Consider the following 19,033-nt stretch of genomic DNA (forward strand, 5'->3'; position numbering starts at 1 on the left):
GGGTTCGATTTTTTGGAAGGCGGATACAAAACCCCATCTCAATCGATTAGGTTCGCGATCGCAAAGCCCAAAACTCAAAACCAGCGAAGGTCTTTCAGAAGCCCCTGACCGATCTAAACTGATTCAGGTCACCTTCGCAGCACTACAATCTCGAACATTGTAATTCGCTCGTTGTAGCCTTTGATACGGTTTGAGTCAACAACGGGCTGCCAATCCCCTTGAATGGCAACTTTGCACCACCCCACCGCCCCATCAAGCCCCTCACGGCCCGATCGCTGACCCGATCGCCAAGGGAACCGCCCTCGGGACTCGGTGATTGGGATTTTGAGTGGGTGTTGGGATCTTGAGTGGGCGTTGGGAGTGGATGTTGGGATTTTGTAATTTGAGATTCTGTTGCTGAAATTTAGAACACCTATGCTGCTCAACCTCTCTGGAAAAAAAGCCCTCGTTACGGGGATTGCCAACAACCGCTCGATCGCCTGGGGCATTGCCCAACAGCTCCACGCGGCCGGGGCTGAAATTGCCGCCACCTATCTCCCCGATGACAAGGGCAAGGCCGAAAAGAAAGTGGCCGAGTTGATTGAACCCCTCAACCCCGCTTTCCTGGTGCCCTGCAACGTGCAGGACGATGCCCAGGTGGACGAAACCTTCACCACCATCCAGAGCAAGTGGAGCAATTTTGACATCTTGATCCACTGCCTAGCCTTTGCTGGCAAGGAAGAACTGACCGGAGATTTCAGCAACACGTCCCGCGAAGGATTTGCCCGCGCTTTAGACATCAGCGCCTATTCCCTGACCAAGTTGGCGGCAGCAGCCAAGCCCCTGCTGAACGACAACGGCAGCATCATCACCCTCAGCTACCTGGGCAGTGTGCGGGCCGTGCCGAACTACAACGTGATGGGCGTGGCCAAGGCGGCCTTGGAAGCCAGCGTGCGCTACTTGTCCACGGAATTGGGTGAAAAGGGAATTCGGGTGAATGCCATTTCGGCGGGCCCGATTCGGACGCTGGCTTCTTCGGCGGTGGGCGGCATTTTGGACATGATTCACCACGTGGAGGAAACGGCTCCCTTGCGCCGCACGGTCACCCAAGTGGAAGTGGGCAACACGGCGGCCTTTCTGTGCAGCGATTTGTCTAGCGGGATTACGGGCCAGGTGATTTATGTGGACGCGGGCTACAACATCGTTGGAATGTAGCTGTTGGCCCCATCCTCCACGGCCTAAGATTCGTCCTGGGATCCATAACCCATAACCCATGGGGGCTGGATGGGCGATCGCCCTGTCCGCCCCCTGTTGCCCGATCGCCCCTGTTGCCGTTTGCCCTCCGATCGTTCCTCAAATCATGCAAACCACTGAGCCAATTACCGAGCCAATCACCGAGCCAATTACCCAGCCGATGCTCGATCGCCCCGTCATCCTCACGCCCGATCGCACCGCCCGCGTCAGCCGCAAAACCGGCGAAACCGATGTTCAGGTCGGTTTGAATTTGGACGGAACGGGCCGTTGCTCCGCCCAGACCGGCGTGCCTTTTTTGGATCACATGCTCGATCAAATTGCCTCCCATGGATTGATTGATTTGGACATCCAAGCCACCGGGGATGTGCATATTGATGATCACCACACCAACGAAGATGTGGGCATCACCCTCGGCCAAGCGCTGCATCAGGCCTTGGGCGATCGCAAGGGTATCGTCCGGTTTGGGCATTTTGTCGCCCCCTTGGATGAGGCCCTCGTGCAGGTGGCGTTGGACTTTTCCGGCCGGCCCCACCTGAGCTATGGGCTGCAAATCCCCACGGAACGGGTGGGCAACTATGACACCCAATTGGTACGGGAATTCTTCGTGGCGGTGGTGAATCACTCGCAAATGACCTTGCACATTCGCCAACTGGACGGCATCAATTCGCACCACATCATCGAAGCCACTTTTAAAGCTTTTGCCCGCGCAATGCGCATGGCGATCGAGGTGGATCCGCGTCGTGCTGGCAAAATTCCCAGTTCCAAGGGTGTGCTCTAGTGTCCAAGGGGCGATCGATCCAAAAGCGTTGGATTGGGAGTTGGCAGGCGGGTTGGGTGCTGGCCGGTTTCCTGCTAGTGGGGCTGGTTTGGGGGCTGGAACCTCCGGCGGCCCAAGCGGCGGATTTTTGTCGGCCCTGGCATGGTCAGCAAATTTGCATTCTGAAAATTCAGCGCAGTGCCAAGAAACACTGGGAGTTTCGGGCCACGGTGGCGGTGGATGGGGTGGAACGGCCCCGATCGGCCTACAACTGCCGCCGTCGAATTTGGGTCGGGCTGGATGGCATCCGCCATGTGTTTGACCCCCATGGGCCCGGCGAGCTGATTTGCAGTTTGCTGAATCGAGATGATGCGCGCGAGGGTCTCAGTCGAGAATTGATGCTCGATCGCGCTCCCCGCCTCTTGCAGCCGCGCACCAATCCAGGTTCCCTCAGCACCCGATCGGGTGACATGGCAACCCAAACCACCATCAATTGATTTTTGCTAACGCTGCTAACTCTCCCGATCCCAAAGTTGGGGCAGTTTTGGCCCGGCCGATCCCCACTTCAAACAGACCCATGGCAGGCGTGAGGATTGGTCGGGAATTTTTTTGCCTTTTTCTCAAACTTTTTAAAAACTTTCTAAAAGTTTGGGATCGTCAAAAAATAGTTTGATTTGCATTTAAAACCATCGAAATCCTGGAGGGTTTCCTTTTTGACCAAAGACCATTTATGGCGAATGCATGGCACATGACGAATTGCAACAGAAAGTCTTTAAAAATTGTTTAAGATTGGTGAAGCCATTTTTCTCCATTCTTTGGGAGTGTCGCTATGACAGCTCGCGTTACCCGTGGCTTGAGTCCGCTGTCGGTGACAGCTTCGGTGACGGCTGAAGACCAGGCGCTGCTGCGGGACGTATTCCAATCTTTGACTCCGACGAGTTGCCCGCGTCACTACAACTTTCACATGCACACAACGGCCTCCGATGGCCGTCTCAGCCCCACCGATTTGATTAACCAGGCCCTGCAAATTGGTCTCAAGGGCTTTGCCATTACCGATCACCACAGTGTGAATGGCTATCTGGCTGCGGCCAAAGCACTGCAATTGGCCAAATCAGTGACCCCTGAGCTGGTGGTGCCCCATTTGTGGACGGGGGTTGAAATCAATGCAGGGTTGCTGGGAACCGAGGTGCATATCCTGGGCTATGCCTTTGATATCAGTGCTGATGTGATTCAGCCCTATTTGCAAGGGCAGCCCGTGCGCGATGAGTATTACTACGCCGATCGAGTGATTCACGCCATTCAACAGGCGGGGGGCATTGCCGTGTTGGCTCACCCCGCTCGCTATCGCCTGGATGCCAAGCCCCTGATTATGGCAGCGGCAACCCTAGGGATTGACGGGGTGGAGGCTTACTATGCCTATAACAATCCCAACCCTTGGACTCCTAGCCCCGATCAAACCGCCCGGGTGAAGGAGTTGGCGGAACGATTTGGGCTGATGATGACTTGCGGGACAGACACCCACGGGCCCAATTTGCTGTTGCGTTTGTAGATCTCTGTCGGTCTATTTTGTCGGCTTACGCTGTCGGTCTATCTGGATCCGGGGTTACGGGTCTCGATCGGGCGCATGGGTGGGGATGGTTGCCCCTGCGTTCAGAAGTCGATCGCCGGCCTTGAGGCGTTAATCCTTGAGACGTTAATCAACGATCCAACGCTCAAAGTAACGATCGAAATAACGATCAAATTTGGTCAAAATTTCGCCTGGGCGCTAAACTGCATTCGGCAAGAAGGCGCGATCGCATGGGTCTGAAGTGACACCCAAGACGGGCCAATGTCGATCGCCCAATCAGCCCGGCAGTTTTGGTTTGTTGGAGATCAATTTTGGTTGCTTTGCGTTTGTTTGGCGATGGTCGGAAGTCGGCCCCCGGAAAGCAAATGGCAGCCGTCGGGCTGTTGGGGCTGCTGGGATCGTTGGTGGCGGCGTTGCCAGCCCAGGCCGGGCAACTGCTGAATTGGCGGTTTGATCCGACGCGCAATCAGTTGAGCTTCACAACCGATGAAGGGGTGCAGCCCCGGGCCCAAATTGTGTCGGGGCCCGATCGCCTGGCCATTGACCTGCCGGACACCACCTTGGCCCAACCGGTTCAAGAACAGCGGTTTGGGGGCATGGTGCGAGCGGTGCGCGTGGGCCAGCCCGATCGCAACACCACCCGCATCGCGATCGAATTCCAACCGGGCTATCGCATTGATCCCGATCGGGTGCGGGTGCGCAGCTTGTCTCCGACCCAATGGACGGTAGAACTGGGCGGAGAACCGATTGCCCAGCAACCTCCCCCGCAGCTTGTGCTGCCTGGCCAGCGGAATCGCCCACAACCCACACCTCCCAATAACCCCAATAATCCCAATAATTCTGATCGCCCTTGGATTCCCGGCGCGTTGCGAGAGGTTTTAGAACGATCGGGCGGCAACTCCCCGATCGCCCAAGTGGAAGGAGTGGAACTGTCTGAAGGCGGATTGGCCCTGCGGGTGAGCGGTGGAACTCCCGGCATTACGGTAAACCGCAGCCCCGATCGCCGACAGATCGAAATTTGGTTAGATAACGCCTCGATCGCCAATGGGGTCGATCGACTCGTGGGCGGCCGAGCGGGCGTAACCCGTCTGATCGTCACTCCCCAACGGGGTGGGTATCCGCCTCGGGTGCGAGTTTTGTTGGTGGTGGATCCGAGCAGCCCCGATTGGCAGGCTCGCACCGAAGAGAGCTTGGTGATTGCCCAGCCGATCGGCAGCACCACCGCCGTGAATCCCCCCGCCGCCACCCCGCCCACGGCCAATCCTTTGCCGCCGCGGCCCTGGCCCCGTCAACCGGACAACTCCGGCCAATCGCCCGGCTGGGTGAACGATTACCCCGATCCTCGCCTGGGCGGTCTGCCGATGTTGAATCGGCGGGTGCGAATTGTGGTGGATCCGGGCCATGGCGGTCGCGATCCCGGGGCGATCGGGATTGGGGGACTGCAAGAAAAGCAAGCGGTTTTGGATATTGGTCTGCAACTGGCGGCGCTGTTGCGTCGCCAAGGGGCCGACGTGGTTTTGACCCGCGATGACGACACCTTTATCAGTCTGGATGGGCGCACCCAGTTGGCTAACCGCATTAATGCCACCGTCTTTATTAGCGTCCATGCCAACTCAGCAGGCATTAATCGCCCGGACGTGAGCGGCGTAGAAACCTACTACCACCAGTCCGGCGGTCGGTTGGCCCAGGCGGTGCAACAAAGCATCATGCGCGCCTTTCCATTCATGCGCAATCGCGGGGTGCGCACGGCTCGGTTCTATGTGCTGCGTAACAGTCGAATGCCCTCGATTTTGGTGGAAACCGGTTTTGTGACGGGCCGACAAGATGCGGCCCTGCTGACCAATCCCACTTGGCGATCGCAAATGGCCTGGGCGATCGCCCGAGGGACGATCGAATATCTCAACGGCCCTGGCCGCTAAGCGGCCCTCTCCAAACCATTGGGCGCGGCCAGTCCCGCCGCCACCAACCGATCGCGCAGGGCCTGGGGATCGGGCAAGGCTGACAGTTCTGCTTGGTACTCCTGGATAAACACCAAGAGACGATGGGAAATTAAGCCCCGAGCCACCGCCAACTCACCCAACGTTAGCCACTGGGGATTGCGTTGATAGGCCCGAGCCGCCGCAATCCAATCAAAATCAATCAACCCAGCTCGGTAAAGGGCCGCCTCCGGCTTCAGGGTCAGGCCGCCGGACGGGATCGCCAATTGCAACAGCCGCACCATTTGGGCGCTCAACCACCCTCGCTCGATCGCCACCAATTCCGGCGATGGGCTGTCACTGGCTTCCAGTTCCTGGCGCTGTTGAGGGGTCAACAATCCAGCCTGTTCACAGAGCTGGACGATCGCCGATCGCGACTGCAGATCCACCCCCGATCGTTCGCCCAACCGTGGCAAAACCGTTTCAAAAAACTGCAAAACCGGCGGCTGCACCACACCCTTGGCTAACAGAATTTGTTCTAGGGGTAGCGGCTGGCGTAGTTCATACCAGTCAATTAGCTCCTGCAATTGCCCTTCGGTTAAAAACCCCGCCTCTTGCAGCAAGATCCCGATCGGTCGGTGCAGTTGGTAGCGACCCAACAGGGCTGCCCCCAAATCCATAAAAAATGGCAAACTCTCCACCAAATAGCGCCGCCAAAGACGCTTTGGCTCACAGGACAGCCGAAACAACCACTCCAAACCCACATGGCTCATCCACCGGGGCGATCGGGGCACATTGCCCGCCTCAAAGTCGATCGTTGCCCCGAAGCCAAAGGCCACCGTCACCTGTTTCAGCAAATGGCGATGGCGATAAAACCACTTTTCTTGCTTGGGTGCGCCAACTCCCACCAGCAAAACATTAGCCCGCGATTGATTAATCAAATCAACAATCTTGGCGCATTCCGCCGGGTCGCGCTCAAAACCAAAAGGCGGCGAATAAACCCCCGTGACCATTTCGCGGCCCACCTTTTCATTAATTAGATGGCGAGCCTTTTCGGCCACTCCCTCCATGGCCCCCAGCAGAAAAATAGTCATCTCTGGGTCATGGGCATAATATTCATAAAAAACCGGAAAGAAATCGGATCCAGAGATTTTGTCGGTGATGTGGTAGCCCATCAGCTTGGCCACAAAGATCAAAACCTGGCTATCACAAACCAAGTAATCGGCTTTGTGATAGATCGTGTCAAAAACCTCATCTTTCCGAGTTTTAACCAAATGATCAATATTGGGCGTGGTCACCCAACCGCCCCGTTTCAAATTTGCCAACAACTTCTGTTGAGAAATGTTGTCGAGCGTGATGTTCAGAATCGGAACCTTGGGTGCGATCGAGGTCATGGCAGCCTCTCCAAAATAGGTAGTCATTGAGATGTGACACTCAGAGTGATTGTGCAGTGATGAGAGACGGATAATCAGTGACTCGAAAGACAAAAATGCTGATCGTTCCAGAGATCTGACCAAACATACTCGCTGCACTCGTGATATTCATCCACCCTTGGGGAACAGCCTCAGGGTTAATTTCCCCATTAGGTCAAAATTGGTCTAATTGCCGAATTCAATGGCTCAGTTCAACGACCCAATTTGCCTGTTTCATCCAGGGCCTAATCGTGATACCCAATTAATAGCTGTAATGGCCTTGCCCAATGCTGGCTTGCACCCCGGATCCTTATGAAGCTATCATAATGCCCACTGTGATTGAGAGCATCAAGATAATCGTTTTTCGATCAATCATTCAAAAAGTCTTTAAAAAAACTAGCTAATGAATTTCCCCAGTTGAATCGAGTCTGAATTGGGGTTGAATTAAGCCGATTGGAGACAATGGGGAAGTTCTCTCAAGCTGGCAATTCTTGACTGAAGCCCTTTGCAAGCCCTGTGGTTTTAGGCAGAATGGGGCCGATTAAGGGTGTTTTGACGAGTATTGCGACTGATGTTTCAGCTAGGTGAAGTGCCGGTGATTGGCCTATTTGGCGCAGATTTGGCGCTCATGGGGCCCTGAACTGGCCCTTGGGGGTGGCGGAGGCGATTCGCTCAACCAATCACCAAGAGACTCTTTATTTCCCAGGCGATCGACCTATGGCTAACTGCTTCTCAATCTGGCAACCGATGCCGCCGCTGCTGCTTGAATCCGGGGTGGTTGAGGTCGCCTTGGGAGTGGAGTGGGCCCTGTGGGGCGTGACGGGTCTGGTATCGTTGCCGATCGCGATGTTGGCGATCGAGTGTTTGGTGGGAGGGCTGTTGCCGGGTTTTGGCCGATCGCCCTCCACGGCGGGCTGGCGACGGCCCAGGGTGGCGGTGCTGATTCCGGCTCACAATGAGGCGGCCTCGATCGGGACAACCATCCAAGCCATTCAGCCCCAGTTGCAACCGGGCGATCAACTATTGGTGGTGGCGGATAACTGCACCGATACCACGGCGGAACTGGCCCGATCGGCCGGCGCGACCGTGGCGGAGCGCTTCAACAGCGAGCAGCGGGGCAAGGGCTATGCTCTCGATTTTGGGGTGCAAGTGTTGGCCCAGGAGCCGCCGGAGGTGGTGGTGATTGTGGATGCGGATTGCACCCTGGAGCCGGGTAGCTTGGATCGTTTGGGGCAATGGGCGCTGAAGTACGATCGCCCGGTACAAGGGCGCTACTTGATGGAACTGCCGCCCTCTCCCAGTGCGGCGCGGCGGGTTTCGGCCTTTGCCTTTGCGGTCAAGAATTTTGCCCGATCGGAGGGATTGCGGCGGCTGGGGTTGCCCTGTTTGTTAAATGGGACGGGGATGGCGTTTCCTTGGCAGGCGATCGCCCAACTCCCCCTCGCCAGCGGCAATCTGGTGGAGGATATGCAAATGGGCATTGATCTAACGGTGGCCGGCTCTCCGCCCTTGTTTTGCCCCGATGCGCCCGTGACCGGTCGGTTGCCCCAGGCCGAAAGCGCCGCCACCAGCCAACGCACCCGCTGGGAACATGGTCATTTGCAGACGATGATTTCCGTGGTGCCGCCGTTGTTGGGGCGGGCCATTCGCACCGGAAATGGCCCCCTGCTGGTGATGGGGTTGGATTTGCTGGTGCCGCCCCTGTCGTTTTTGGTGATGATTTGGGTGGGCGCGGCGATCGCGGTGACCGGTTTGGGGGCCCTGGTGGGACGCTGGCAACCCGCGATCGGGATGGGGGTGTTGGGGTTGGTCTTGTTTGGGGCGATCGGCCTGGCTTGGTGGCGAGTGGGGCGGCCGTTCCTGTCGGCCCGCATGTTGCTGATGATTCCGCTCTATGTGCTGCAAAAAGTACCGATTTATCTGGGATTCCTGAAGCGGCGACAGACGGAATGGGTACGCACGGAGCGGGACTAGGCATTTTGTCGATCGCCCAAATTTCCCAGATGCTCCAGTTCCCATCGCTAACTGCCCTAGACAAGGGGCTTAAGCCCCTTGCCCCCTACGATTTGTTACGGTGGAATCAGGGTTTCAGACGATTGGACAACAAACCCTAGTCCCCCATCCCAGTTTTCCGAGCATGGAGTTAGTTGGCAAAGATGACCGTAACCTTGGGCGTAATTGGAGCCAGCGGATTTATTGGCCAACGGGTCGTGGAGATATTGGCACAAGATCCCAACTTCACGGTGGTGGCGATCGGGCGATCGGTGCCCAAGCATGTGCCGGAAGGGGCGATCGCCCGGATTGCTGATGCCACCAAACCGACTTCCCTGGCCCAAGCCCTGACCGGTTGCCAAGCGGCGGTCTATTGCCTGGCCGGTAGTCCCAGTTTTGTGCGCAAAAACGCGCCCGTGGTTTACCAGGCGGCCGCCGATGCTGAGGTGAAACGATTTATCTATCTCAGCAGCGCTGTGGTGCATGGCCAAGCGCCGGCCCCCGGCACCACGGAAAAAAGCCCGCTGCGGGACAACTACCCGATCGCCTACAACAACGCCAAGGTGAGGGCAGAGTGGCGCTTACAGGCCGATCGATCGCAGACCAAAACTGAATTAGTCATCATCCGTCCCGGGATTGTTTGGGGCCCCAAATCCACTTGGATCGAGGCTTTCGCCAATGCGGTCACAGATGGTGTGGCTTACCAAGCAGACTATGGGCGTGGCATTTGCAACAGTGTCTATGTGGATAACTTAGTCCATGGGATTGCGCTGGCGGCCGAAGCGGCCAAGGTCGATCGCGCGGCCTTTTTCATTGGGGATCAGGAAGTGGTGACCTGGGCTGACCTTTACCGCCCGATCGCGGCGGCCCTTGGTCAATCCTTTGACCAACTGCCCAATGTCGAAATTGCAGCCTTTCGTCCCAGTGTGAAGGAAGAGTTAAAGGAAACACTGCGAGGAATGCGCCTGGTGGGGACGTTGCTATCGGGTTTGCAGGCCCAACGCAAACGAGCCAGCGGCCAGCGGCCGCGCCCGGTGTTGTCGCCTTTGAATCAGGAGCTTTCGGCGCTCTACCGCTGCCAATGGCATTTACCCTTAACAGAAGCGGAAACCCGCTTGGGTTATCGTGCGCCGGTCTCCTTTGAGGAAGGCTGTCGCCGGACGATCGAGTGGTTGCAACAGTCCAATCGGGAATCCCTGGGCCATCACTAATTTTTCAGCCCGTTTTTTTAGCCTAGTAGCACGGCAAGTTTATTTTCACAGGTGAAGTCAAATGACTGTTAACGTGAGTGAACTGTTGCTGTTACCGAATCGTTAGGCAGCAAGGGGATTAAGCCCCTTGTTATTGCGACTGACTCCGCAACATTGCCCTAATGAATTAAGCCTGTCATGCCACTAGGGTTCCCAACCCCAGCACGCTAACCCAACTATTTCCACTCCCCTTCTCCACCGTCGTCTATGGCTGGATTAGTCATCCAAGAAACGATCGCCTCATTGATTGAAATGGCGGAACAGGGGTCGATCGACCCGTGGGATGTGCGGGCCGTGGAGGTGTTGGATCGGTACTTGGATCAACTGCAACGGGCGATCGAACCGGTGGCGGGCCAAATGGGCAAGGCGGCCTACGATGTCCATCTGTCCCGATCGGCTCAGGCCTTTGTTTCGGCGGCCCTGTTGGTGTTGATTAAGGCGAACCGGTTGACCCTGGCGGAATTTCCCCCGCTGACGGAGGGCGATGATTGGGAAGAAGAAGCGGAAGCTGCCATTGAGGCAATCGCCCGTGGTCGGCTGCCCCTACATTTGGAACAATGCCTGAAACGGCGCGGCGTGGCTCCCCAAACCGGCCAGCGGCGCGTGTCCTTGGGCGACATGATTGAGCAATTGCAGCAGGTGGCCAGCCTGTTGGCCACCCAACCGGCCCGCCCCCGCAAAACCCGCCGCCCCAATCGCCGCCAAAAAATGCGCGCGGTGCAGCAACTGGCGCACCAAGAAAACCTAGGGGAAGTTTCGGAGGCCTTGGCGGCGTTTTTGCGTCCCTTTGGCGATCGATGGCTGAGTTTTGATGAATTGGTCGCTCAAGTTCCCCGCACGGGCCCCCAGGCAATTCCGCTGACGATCGCGCATCATGGGTCCATGGGTCAAGGTGAGCTGCTCAGTGACCAACCCACCAAGAGCGATCGGGCAGGGGCCTTTTGGGCGTTGCTGCTGCTGGCATCGCAATCGAAGGTGGAGTTGGAACAAACGGAGTTTTATCAAGACCTGCGGGTGCGATCGCTGCCGGATCCTTTGCCGCCTATTCCTGACTCTTGACTCCACCTATGTCACCGCTCGATCGCCCCAGCGAACCTGACTCCATGCCCACCGCCCGATCGCCCCGTGTGGATTGGATGCGATGGCTGGCTCCCTTCTATGGCCTGTTATTTTGCGGCATTCTTTGGCTGGCCTACACGGGAAACCTGCCCAGTTTTTTAGGCAAAATTCCCCACTACGACATCCCCGGCCACATCATTCTTTACGCCATGGGCAGCTACCTGGGCCACCGCTTCAGCCGCTGGAAAACCATTCGCCTGGGCGGCCGCGCTTGGCCCCTGTTTCCCTTGGGCTTTGCAATTTGGACGGCGGCGGAAGAATGGCTACAAAGTTTGTCCCCCAATCGCACCTTTAGCGGGGTGGATTTGGTTTGCAGCTTTTTGGGCATTGGGCTGGGTTGGTGGTTGGCCAATCGCGATCGCCCGGTTCAGCCCTGAAGATTCCTGGTTGGGTTAACAACAATTGGTTAACAAAAATTGGTTAGGAACAATTGGTTAGTAACGATTGATTAGCAGCAGTTGATTAGCGCCTGATTAGCGCCGATCGCGAATGAGCCGCTCGATCGCCGCTTGCCAATACCAATCCTCCGATTTACCCGGCATCCGCGATCGCTCAAAGGCCACCAAGCGTTCAGCGGTTGATCGTTGGTTTTGCACTAACAGCAACAGTTGCGCTTCCAAGGCTCGGCTGGGGCCGCGACTTTTTGCAGGTTTAGGTTTGGGGTCTGGGCGGGGCGGCCGCTTGGCCGACGGGCGATCGCGCTGAGGTCGGGATGGGGGTGGTGTTGGCTGCGGTGGAGTCGATCGAGACGACGCGGATCGCGATGAGGAAGAGGTGGACGAGGTGGACGGGGAAGGCGTAGGGCGATCGGGCCGCTGAGGTTGGGTTTTGGGAAGGGTCTGGCTGGGTTCCGCCTTGATTTGGTCGAGCTGTTGCCGGGTCAGGCGATATTGACCCCCATCAAATCGAAAGCCCGTAGGCCGTTCTTGGGTGACTCGCACGGGCGATCGTCGGGAAACCGATCGCCGGGGCCGGGGCGATCGGTGCCGCCACCAGCGACTGGCCGCCAGCCCCAAACCCAAACACACCGCCCCGCCTCCCAGAATCAGCCAAGATTCCGGATTGGCCAGCCATTGTTGCACCAGTTCCCAAGAGCGCGGATTGGCCATCGTCCAATCCGTATCCGGTTCCGGGCGGGCTGTCCAATTCAGCCGATCCAAGTCCCGTTGCTCAATCACCTGATAGATATTGCGCACCGAAGATTCTGAAAATTGCCCCAGCCGCAGCAATTGGGCCAGCTCCTCCGGAAACAGTCCCATCACGGGATGATCGGGATAGTGAATTTCTAGAGCCACGTAGGTATGGACAGCCCGCGCATATTCAGCCCGTTGGGTAAACAGCCGCCCACAGGTCAACAACAGCAGGGGCGCGCTGGGGTGTTCGGCGCTAACCACAGCCCGATCGAGCAGAATGGTTAACCCTCGGCAAGCTTCCGCACTGGCCAGGCTGCCCGGGCTGGTGCGATCTAAAATCCGGCGAATATTCGCCCGCACTGCCCCGATCAAAGCGCTGTGGGGATAAATCTTGGCAAATTGCACATAGGCTCCAAACGCCTTGTTCAATTGGCGAGCCTTTTGGGCCTGCTCAGCGGTTTGGTAAAGCTGACATTCCGCTAACCGATAGCGACTTTCCACGGCCGTTGGGTCCCGATCGTCCGGAGCGGATCGATCGGCCACCTGCTGAAACTGGGGAATTGCGGCCGCACAGTTGGCTTGGTCATAGGCCGATCGCGCGGCCCTCAAAATCGGGTCACTACGCAGCCACCATTCCAGGCCCAGCCCCGCAACCACTACTGCCCCCAACAGCCCAATCAGGATTTGCCCCTTGCGTTGCACGGCCACCTTCCGTTGATTAATCCTTGGCGATGAATTCCACCAGCACGGCCAGTTGAAAGAGACAGGTCAACCGTCAAAAGTTTTGCTTCCAACCGGGGCCGAGCGATCGCTAGCGATAGAATGAAGTCCGAGCATTTTGATCGGGTTATGGTCTGGCTAGTTGATTGGGTCACTGGCTCAACTATTGATGAACCCCTTCGATGATGCCAACTGGGGCCCTCTCGGGATTCTAAGCCGATCGCGCTCAAAGACCCACAGTAGGAATACTGGACGGGCCATGAGCCATGGATACTGAATAGGCCTGCTGATTCAGCCAGACTCAGTTCCTCGCTGTTTATTAGCTTTTGCCTCGCTTTTGCCTCAACCGTCACTCACAGCAAGTTCAGCCAAGCATATGACCGTTGCCGCGCCTGCCAAGACCGAATACGAAGCCGTCATTGGTCTCGAAACCCACTGTCAACTGAGCACGGAAACCAAAATTTTCTGTACCAGTTCCACGGAGTTTGGAGCCGATCCCAACACCCATGTGGATCCGGTGTGCTTGGGGTTGCCGGGCACGCTGCCGGTGCTAAACCAAAAGGTGTTGGAGTATGCGGTGAAGGCGGGCTTGGCCCTCAATTGTCAGATCGCCCCCTACAGCAAGTTCGATCGCAAGCAATATTTCTATCCTGACCTGCCCAAGAATTATCAAATTTCCCAATACGACCTGCCGATCGCGGAACATGGTTGGCTGGAAGTTGAAATTGTGGACAAGCAAGGGAACGCTACCCGTAAGCGGATTGGCATTACCCGTTTGCACATGGAAGAAGATGCGGGCAAGTTGGTTCATGCCGGAGCCGATCGCCTGGCCGGGTCTGCCTATTCCCTGGTGGACTACAACCGGGCCGGTGTGCCGTTGGTGGAAATCGTTTCGGAGCCGGACATTCGCACGGGCCAAGAGGCGGCGGAATATGCCAAGGAACTGCGCCGAATCGTGCGCTATTTGGGCATCAGTGACGGCAACATGCAGGAAGGTTCCCTGCGTTGTGATGTGAATGTGTCGGTGCGACCGGTGGGCCAAAAGGCCTTTGGCACGAAGGTTGAAATCAAAAATATGAACTCGTTCAACGCGATTCAGCGGGCGATCGAGTATGAAATTGAGCGCCAAATTGAGGCGATCGAAACCGGTGAGCCGATCGTCCAAGAAACCCGCCTTTGGGAAGAGGGCAGCCAACGCACCATTTCCATGCGCTCGAAGGAAGGCTCCAGCGACTATCGCTATTTCCCAGAGCCGGATCTGACCCCGATCGTGGTGTCGGAGGAGCAACGGGAGTCTTGGCGCAAGGAGCTACCGGAGCTGCCCGCCCAAAAGCGCCATCGCTATGAAACGGAGTTGGGCTTGTCGGCCTATGATGCCCAGGTGCTGACCGATGAGCGGGCAGTGGCGGAATATTTTGAAGCCACGGTGGCCGCTGGGGGCGATGTGAAGCAGGCGGCAAACTGGATCATGGGCGATATTGCCGCTTGGTTGAAGAACGAAAAACAGTCGATCGACAACTTGGCCCTGAAACCAGCGGAGTTGGCGGAGTTGGTGGGTCTCATTGTGAATGGAACCATCAGCGGCAAAATCGCCAAAGACATTCTGCCGGAGCTGTTAACGGAAGGTGGCTCACCCAAGGCCTTGGTCGATCGCAAGGGGTTGGTGCAAATTTCCGACCAAGGGGCGATCAAAGCCATGATCGAAGAGGTTTTGGCGGCCCATCCGACGGAACTGGAGCAATATCGCGCGGGAAAAACCAAGCTAAAGGGCTTCTTTGTGGGGCAACTGATGAAGAAGAGCGGCGGCCGCGTGGATCCGAAGCTCACGAACCAATTGCTGGAGGAGTTGCTGAATGGCTAGGCGATCGGCCGGCTGGATTTCCAAGAATTCATCAAAATTTCAAAAAGGGGGTGACACCCCTCGCCCTTCTGCTGCTATACTGTGCTAAGTAGATGCACCCTGATGACTGGGAGAGTCCGCAACGACTCTCCTTTTTTTTTGCCAATTTTTTGCCGAATTGCTACCCAATCTTGCTCGACCCATTTCCCAAGCCATTTGGCCAAGCCAATTTCCGCTCCATGGCTTGTGGCCAGCCTGTTGGCGGCCGGCCGGTGGGCTGTCGCCTGCTTGAGTGAGGTGAACTTCCGATCGTCCGCTCGGGATTGGTTGGGCCATAGGTTCATGGGCGATCGGCCCCAAAACAGGCGACAATGGAGCTAGTTATTTGCCCACCCGATCGCTGCGCTTTCCATGTCTGCACCATCCGCCCCATCCGGTCAGTCCAGTCAACATCGCGAGCAATATACGGTCTTCTTGGATCCGACTTTGATCAATCGGGTGTTAGAACTGACCGATGCACCTGGGAACGCGATCGAGGATGGGTTGCGGTTGTGGTTAGCCCAGCAAGCGGAACCGGCGGCTCCGGCGATGGCCAGCCGTAGCCTCCCGGCCAGCACACCACCCCAGCTACCGGCGAAATTGGCGGCCCCGATCGTGCCGGAGCGCCGCAACAAGCCCCGCATTTTGAATTTGGCTCCGCCGGTTGCCCCCGCCCCGATCGACCCGATGAACGATCGCAATCTGCCGAAGCCCCTGACTCGTCCCAATGCGCCGACCCCGCGCCGATTGCCGCCGCGCCGTTCGGTCTCGGGCCCGATCGACCCGCGCAAAAGTAATGATGACGAAACGGGCTGGCTGGTTTAGGGCAGTCGGTTCAGAAAATTCGCCCCAGTTGGTCAGAATGGGTCGGCCGTGAAGGCCAGCCGTGAAGGTTGTCGCCAGGCGATCAAGTGAGGGCCGGTTTAACCCATGCCCGGTTCCAGAGCCGTATCCCAAGGATCGGCCCAAAAATCCACCCAATCGGAGTCCGGCGATCCTTGAGCAGGAGTGGCAGTGCCCGATCGCTCACTTTGGAAATTCACACCGCTGGTAACGGTTTCCGTGGTGGTCATGGCCGCAGTTAACCCTGGCAATTGGCGGGAGGGTTCTGTTTCTGCCCGCAGTTCAGCCATCGGCCATGACTCAGAAGAAAGGATTGGCTCGATCGCGCCCGGGCCCAGTTGCGCGAACTGAGTTAATCTCCGTAGATTCACCGAGTCATCCTCAGCTTTCCCCAAAGTTGCAGGCGGGGCCCCAGAGTCGGCCAAACCGGCTGGCGGTTGGTCGGCCATGGCTTCGACCGTGGCTGATGGTTGAGAATCCGAAGCTGGCCGACCCACAGCGGGTACTTCCGGGGTAGCAGTTGTTGTTTTTTTGACCTGCGTCACACTGTTACGGAACGACCAAGCGAGATAGACGGCCAACGCGTCGGCGATCGCCCGCACGTTGTCCTCTGGACGCTGGCCAGATTTGGGGGAATGCGTGCTCATCATTGCTCGATCGCCCATCATGTTTGTGATGTCTCTAGTTTCACTCGGTTAGCAATCACAGATGGCGACGGCGATCGCAAACGGAGACCGATCTCAGTCATGCAGCAGCCTGTCCCCGATCGCCCAATTTCCGTGTTTTCACCATCGGTCGTAGCGATCGTCACCATCTTTTTTCCTCTTCCTACCGAAGCAGCAGACTTCCGGACTGGGGAGGGGCTGATTGTCGCCTGCGAAACTGGCCGATGATCGGTCGCCAAATCTTCCCACGCCCGCTAGGGAACTGAGATTGGTGAAAATTCAGCGCGTTTAGGCAATTTCCTGCTGAAAACTTCCAGGATTGCGAAATTAGGGTGTGATTTCAGTGGGAGATCGGTGGTTAGATATCGGTAGTTAGGGATTAGCTGGGTGCGATGCAGGGGCAATCAACCGTTCAACAACGGGAAAAAGTGCCCGATTGGCCCCTGGCCTTGCCCGATCGCCAGAGAATGGCGCAATGCTTGCGTAACGTAGGTTTTAGCTGCCTGGGTTGCCGCCAAGGGGGCTTGCCCCAAGGCCAAGTTCGCCGCGATCGCCGCAGACAAACTACAGCCCGTGCCGTGAGTGTGGGGGGTGTCCACGGTTTCCGTTCGCAACACCACCGGTTCATCGCCCGCAAACCACACATCCACGCCCCGTAACTCTCCCGGTAGGCCGCCCCCCTTCACCACCACCGCCTGGGGCCCCAACTGCCAAATGGCTTTCGCCGCCGCGATCAAATCCGCCAAGGACTCGATCGCCTGTCCGGCCAATAATTGCGCCTCATAGCAATTGGGCGTGGCCACTGTCGCCAAGGGCAACAGTCGATCGCGCATCAGCGCCACCGCGTCATCATCAATCAATTGCGCTCCCGTGCGGGACACCATCACCGGATCCACGACCAAGGCCGGTAACGGGTCGCTTGTGAGTCGATCGACCACGGCCGAAATAATGTCCCGATTCAGCAACATGCCCGTTTTGGCCGCTGCGATGCCTAAATCGATCGCCACCGCATCAATTTGGGCCAGCACCGCCGCCGGAGCCAACGGATCCACCCGCGTTACCCCCAAGGTGTTTTGGGCCGTCACGCAGGTTAAGGCACAAGCACCGTGGACACAGTGCATGGCGAAGGTTTTTAAATCGGCTTGAATTCCCGCGCCGCCACCGCTATCGGAACCGGCAATGGTCAGGGCGATCGGGGGCTGCATTCCCTGGCTCATGGTCTAGATAATCTAGGACGATCAAGATCGGGTGGGATCGGGGAGCCTAGGGATTCCGCCGCCGTTGCAGGAACTCGGGAATATCTAGCCCACCCAACATGCTGTTGCCCTTTTGGTCGCCCGTGGGGTTCGGAAGGGGCTTGGGGGTCGATCGCGGTAAACCCGTGCCTAAGCGGCCCGCCGCCGGATTGGGAGGCAAATCTGCCGAAAAGCCCGTTGCAATCACCGTGACGCAAATTTCCCCTTGCAGTCGCTCATCAATCACTGCACCGAAGATGATGTTGGCGTTCGGGTCAACCACTTCATAGATCGCTTCAGCGGCCGCATTCACCTCATGGAGGGTTAGATCACGGCCGCCCGTAATGTTCAAGACCACGCCCTTGGCCCCTTCAATGCTGGCTTCGAGCAGCGGGGAAGAAATGGCCGCATTAGCTGCATCCCGGGCCCGGGACTTACCGGAACCAATACCAATGCCCATCAGCGCCGAACCAGCATCGGCCATCACTGCCCGCACATCGGCAAAGTCCACGTTCACCAACCCGGGAATGGTGATGATATCAGAGATCCCCTGAACCCCCTGCCGCAACACATCATCGGCAAACTGGAAAGCTTCTTGGACGGGGGTTTGTTCCGGAATGGCGGCCAACAGGCGATCGTTAGGAATGATGATCGTGGTGTCCACCTGGGCTTGCAGTTCCGCGATGCCTTCTTCGGCTTGGGCCATGCGCCGCCGCCCTTCAAACTTAAAGGGCCGGGTCACCACCGCCACCGTCAGCGCACCGGCTTCCTTGGCCATTTCCGCCACGATCGGGGCGGCCCCGGTTCCAGTGCCGCCGCCCATGCCGGCCGTAATGAAGACCAATTCTGTGTTTTGCACCAGGTTGGCAATTTCTTCCCGGGACTCTTCAGCGGCGCTTTTGCCAATGGTGCGGTTGCCGCCAGCCCCCAGCCCCTTGGTGAGCTTTTGACCAATTTGCAAGCGGTTTTGGGCCGCCGATTGGGTCAGGGCTTGGGCATCGGTATTGATAGACCAAAACTCAATGCCGGAAATTTGGCTGGCAATCATGCGGTTCACGGCGTTGCCGCCGCCACCACCTACGCCAATGACCTTAATACGGGCGATGCTTCCTGGCACGATCTCGCTTCCTTTGGCAGTTTCACCGGGCTGCATCCCGCCATCTCCATTATTCTTAAAGCCGCTACCGATATTGCTGAGGGGCAGGCCAGCACTTCCATAGGCTCCGCTGGCTCCACGGGGGTACTCGGCGGAGTCGTAGGCGGTTGGGTTGTCTTGGGCAGGCCCCAGGCGGTCATTAAGCGTCATGGGATT

The 19,033-nt window shown here is 57.5% G+C and carries 17 protein-coding genes; 12 read left to right on the forward strand and 5 right to left on the reverse strand.

Annotation, left to right across the window (positions count from 1 at the left end; genetic code table 11):
• The first annotated feature begins 190 nt into the window (after window positions 1-190).
• The 6 genes from AC2IAX_RS04385 to AC2IAX_RS04410 all read left to right on the forward strand — a co-directional run bounded on the left by AC2IAX_RS04385 (window position 191) and on the right by AC2IAX_RS04410 (window position 5,476).
• Complete coding sequence (locus tag AC2IAX_RS04385) at window positions 191-316, forward strand: hypothetical protein (RefSeq protein WP_494389501.1); 126 nt, start codon at window positions 191-193, stop codon at window positions 314-316.
• A 101-nt stretch (window positions 317-417) separates the two neighbouring features.
• Complete coding sequence (fabI, locus tag AC2IAX_RS04390; RefSeq protein ID WP_494390272.1) at window positions 418-1,194, forward strand: enoyl-ACP reductase FabI; 777 nt, start codon at window positions 418-420, stop codon at window positions 1,192-1,194.
• 199 nt (window positions 1,195-1,393) lie between these two features.
• A complete protein-coding gene (gene hisB / locus AC2IAX_RS04395) occupies window positions 1,394-2,011 on the forward strand; it encodes an imidazoleglycerol-phosphate dehydratase HisB (protein WP_494390273.1) in 618 nt (205 codons plus the stop codon).
• Window positions 2,011-2,487, forward strand: coding sequence for a hypothetical protein (locus AC2IAX_RS04400; RefSeq protein ID WP_494389502.1), 477 nt, complete (start codon window positions 2,011-2,013; stop codon window positions 2,485-2,487). The genes hisB and AC2IAX_RS04400 overlap by 1 nt, the downstream gene beginning before the upstream one ends.
• A 332-nt stretch (window positions 2,488-2,819) precedes the next feature.
• The gene (locus AC2IAX_RS04405) at window positions 2,820-3,539 is read left to right on the forward strand and encodes a PHP domain-containing protein (RefSeq protein WP_494389503.1); all 720 of its coding nucleotides are present in this window, start codon (window positions 2,820-2,822) and stop codon (window positions 3,537-3,539) included.
• Window positions 3,540-3,868: 329 nt separating this feature from the next.
• Window positions 3,869-5,476 carry an N-acetylmuramoyl-L-alanine amidase gene (locus AC2IAX_RS04410; protein WP_494389504.1) on the forward strand — a complete coding sequence of 536 codons (1,608 nt, stop codon included), beginning with the start codon at window positions 3,869-3,871 and terminating at the stop codon, window positions 5,474-5,476.
• Here AC2IAX_RS04410 and AC2IAX_RS04415 read toward each other — a convergent pair.
• A complete protein-coding gene (locus tag AC2IAX_RS04415) occupies window positions 5,473-6,867 on the reverse strand; it encodes a WecB/TagA/CpsF family glycosyltransferase (RefSeq protein WP_494389505.1) in 1,395 nt (464 codons plus the stop codon). The two genes, AC2IAX_RS04410 and AC2IAX_RS04415, sit on opposite strands and share 4 nt — an antisense overlap.
• Window positions 6,868-7,602: 735 nt before the next feature.
• Between AC2IAX_RS04415 and AC2IAX_RS04420 the strand changes: the two genes are divergently transcribed.
• The 4 genes from AC2IAX_RS04420 to AC2IAX_RS04435 all read left to right on the forward strand — a co-directional run bounded on the left by AC2IAX_RS04420 (window position 7,603) and on the right by AC2IAX_RS04435 (window position 11,623).
• The gene (locus AC2IAX_RS04420) at window positions 7,603-8,859 is read left to right on the forward strand and encodes a glycosyltransferase family 2 protein (RefSeq protein WP_494389506.1); all 1,257 of its coding nucleotides are present in this window, start codon (window positions 7,603-7,605) and stop codon (window positions 8,857-8,859) included.
• 182 nt (window positions 8,860-9,041) lie between these two features.
• Window positions 9,042-10,088, forward strand: a complete 1,047-nt coding sequence (locus AC2IAX_RS04425; RefSeq protein WP_494389507.1) for an NAD-dependent epimerase/dehydratase family protein — start codon at window positions 9,042-9,044, stop codon at window positions 10,086-10,088.
• Window positions 10,089-10,334: 246 nt separating this feature from the next.
• The gene (locus AC2IAX_RS04430) at window positions 10,335-11,186 is read left to right on the forward strand and encodes a segregation/condensation protein A (protein ID WP_494389508.1); all 852 of its coding nucleotides are present in this window, start codon (window positions 10,335-10,337) and stop codon (window positions 11,184-11,186) included.
• Between the two features lie 8 nt (window positions 11,187-11,194).
• Complete coding sequence (locus AC2IAX_RS04435) at window positions 11,195-11,623, forward strand: VanZ family protein (RefSeq protein WP_494389509.1); 429 nt, start codon at window positions 11,195-11,197, stop codon at window positions 11,621-11,623.
• 96 nt (window positions 11,624-11,719) lie between these two features.
• On the opposite strand, the gene AC2IAX_RS04440 is transcribed toward AC2IAX_RS04435, so the two are convergent.
• Entirely contained in the window at window positions 11,720-13,087 is a 1,368-nt protein-coding gene (locus tag AC2IAX_RS04440) for a tetratricopeptide repeat protein (RefSeq protein ID WP_494389510.1), read from the reverse strand.
• A 388-nt stretch (window positions 13,088-13,475) separates the two neighbouring features.
• Between AC2IAX_RS04440 and gatB the strand changes: the two genes are divergently transcribed.
• A complete protein-coding gene (gene gatB, locus AC2IAX_RS04445; RefSeq protein WP_494389511.1) occupies window positions 13,476-14,960 on the forward strand; it encodes an Asp-tRNA(Asn)/Glu-tRNA(Gln) amidotransferase subunit GatB in 1,485 nt (494 codons plus the stop codon).
• Between the two features lie 390 nt (window positions 14,961-15,350).
• Window positions 15,351-15,803, forward strand: coding sequence for a hypothetical protein (locus tag AC2IAX_RS04450; RefSeq protein ID WP_494389512.1), 453 nt, complete (start codon window positions 15,351-15,353; stop codon window positions 15,801-15,803).
• Between the two features lie 98 nt (window positions 15,804-15,901).
• Here AC2IAX_RS04450 and AC2IAX_RS04455 read toward each other — a convergent pair whose 3' ends face one another.
• From AC2IAX_RS04455 to ftsZ, 3 genes are all read right to left on the reverse strand, one after another.
• Window positions 15,902-16,471: a hypothetical protein gene (locus AC2IAX_RS04455; protein WP_494389513.1), complete on the reverse strand. Its 570-nt coding sequence runs from the start codon at window positions 16,469-16,471 to the stop codon at window positions 15,902-15,904.
• A gap of 419 nt (window positions 16,472-16,890) precedes the next feature.
• Window positions 16,891-17,703: a bifunctional hydroxymethylpyrimidine kinase/phosphomethylpyrimidine kinase gene (gene thiD / locus AC2IAX_RS04460; RefSeq protein WP_494389514.1), complete on the reverse strand. Its 813-nt coding sequence runs from the start codon at window positions 17,701-17,703 to the stop codon at window positions 16,891-16,893.
• A gap of 46 nt (window positions 17,704-17,749) precedes the next feature.
• Window positions 17,750-19,027 (reverse strand): cell division protein FtsZ, encoded by a 1,278-nt coding sequence (gene ftsZ, locus AC2IAX_RS04465; RefSeq protein WP_494389515.1) that lies wholly within the window; start codon window positions 19,025-19,027, stop codon window positions 17,750-17,752.
• Between the last annotated feature and the right edge of the window lie 6 nt (window positions 19,028-19,033).

It is taken from the genome of Limnothrix sp. HT2024, assembly GCF_059138625.1.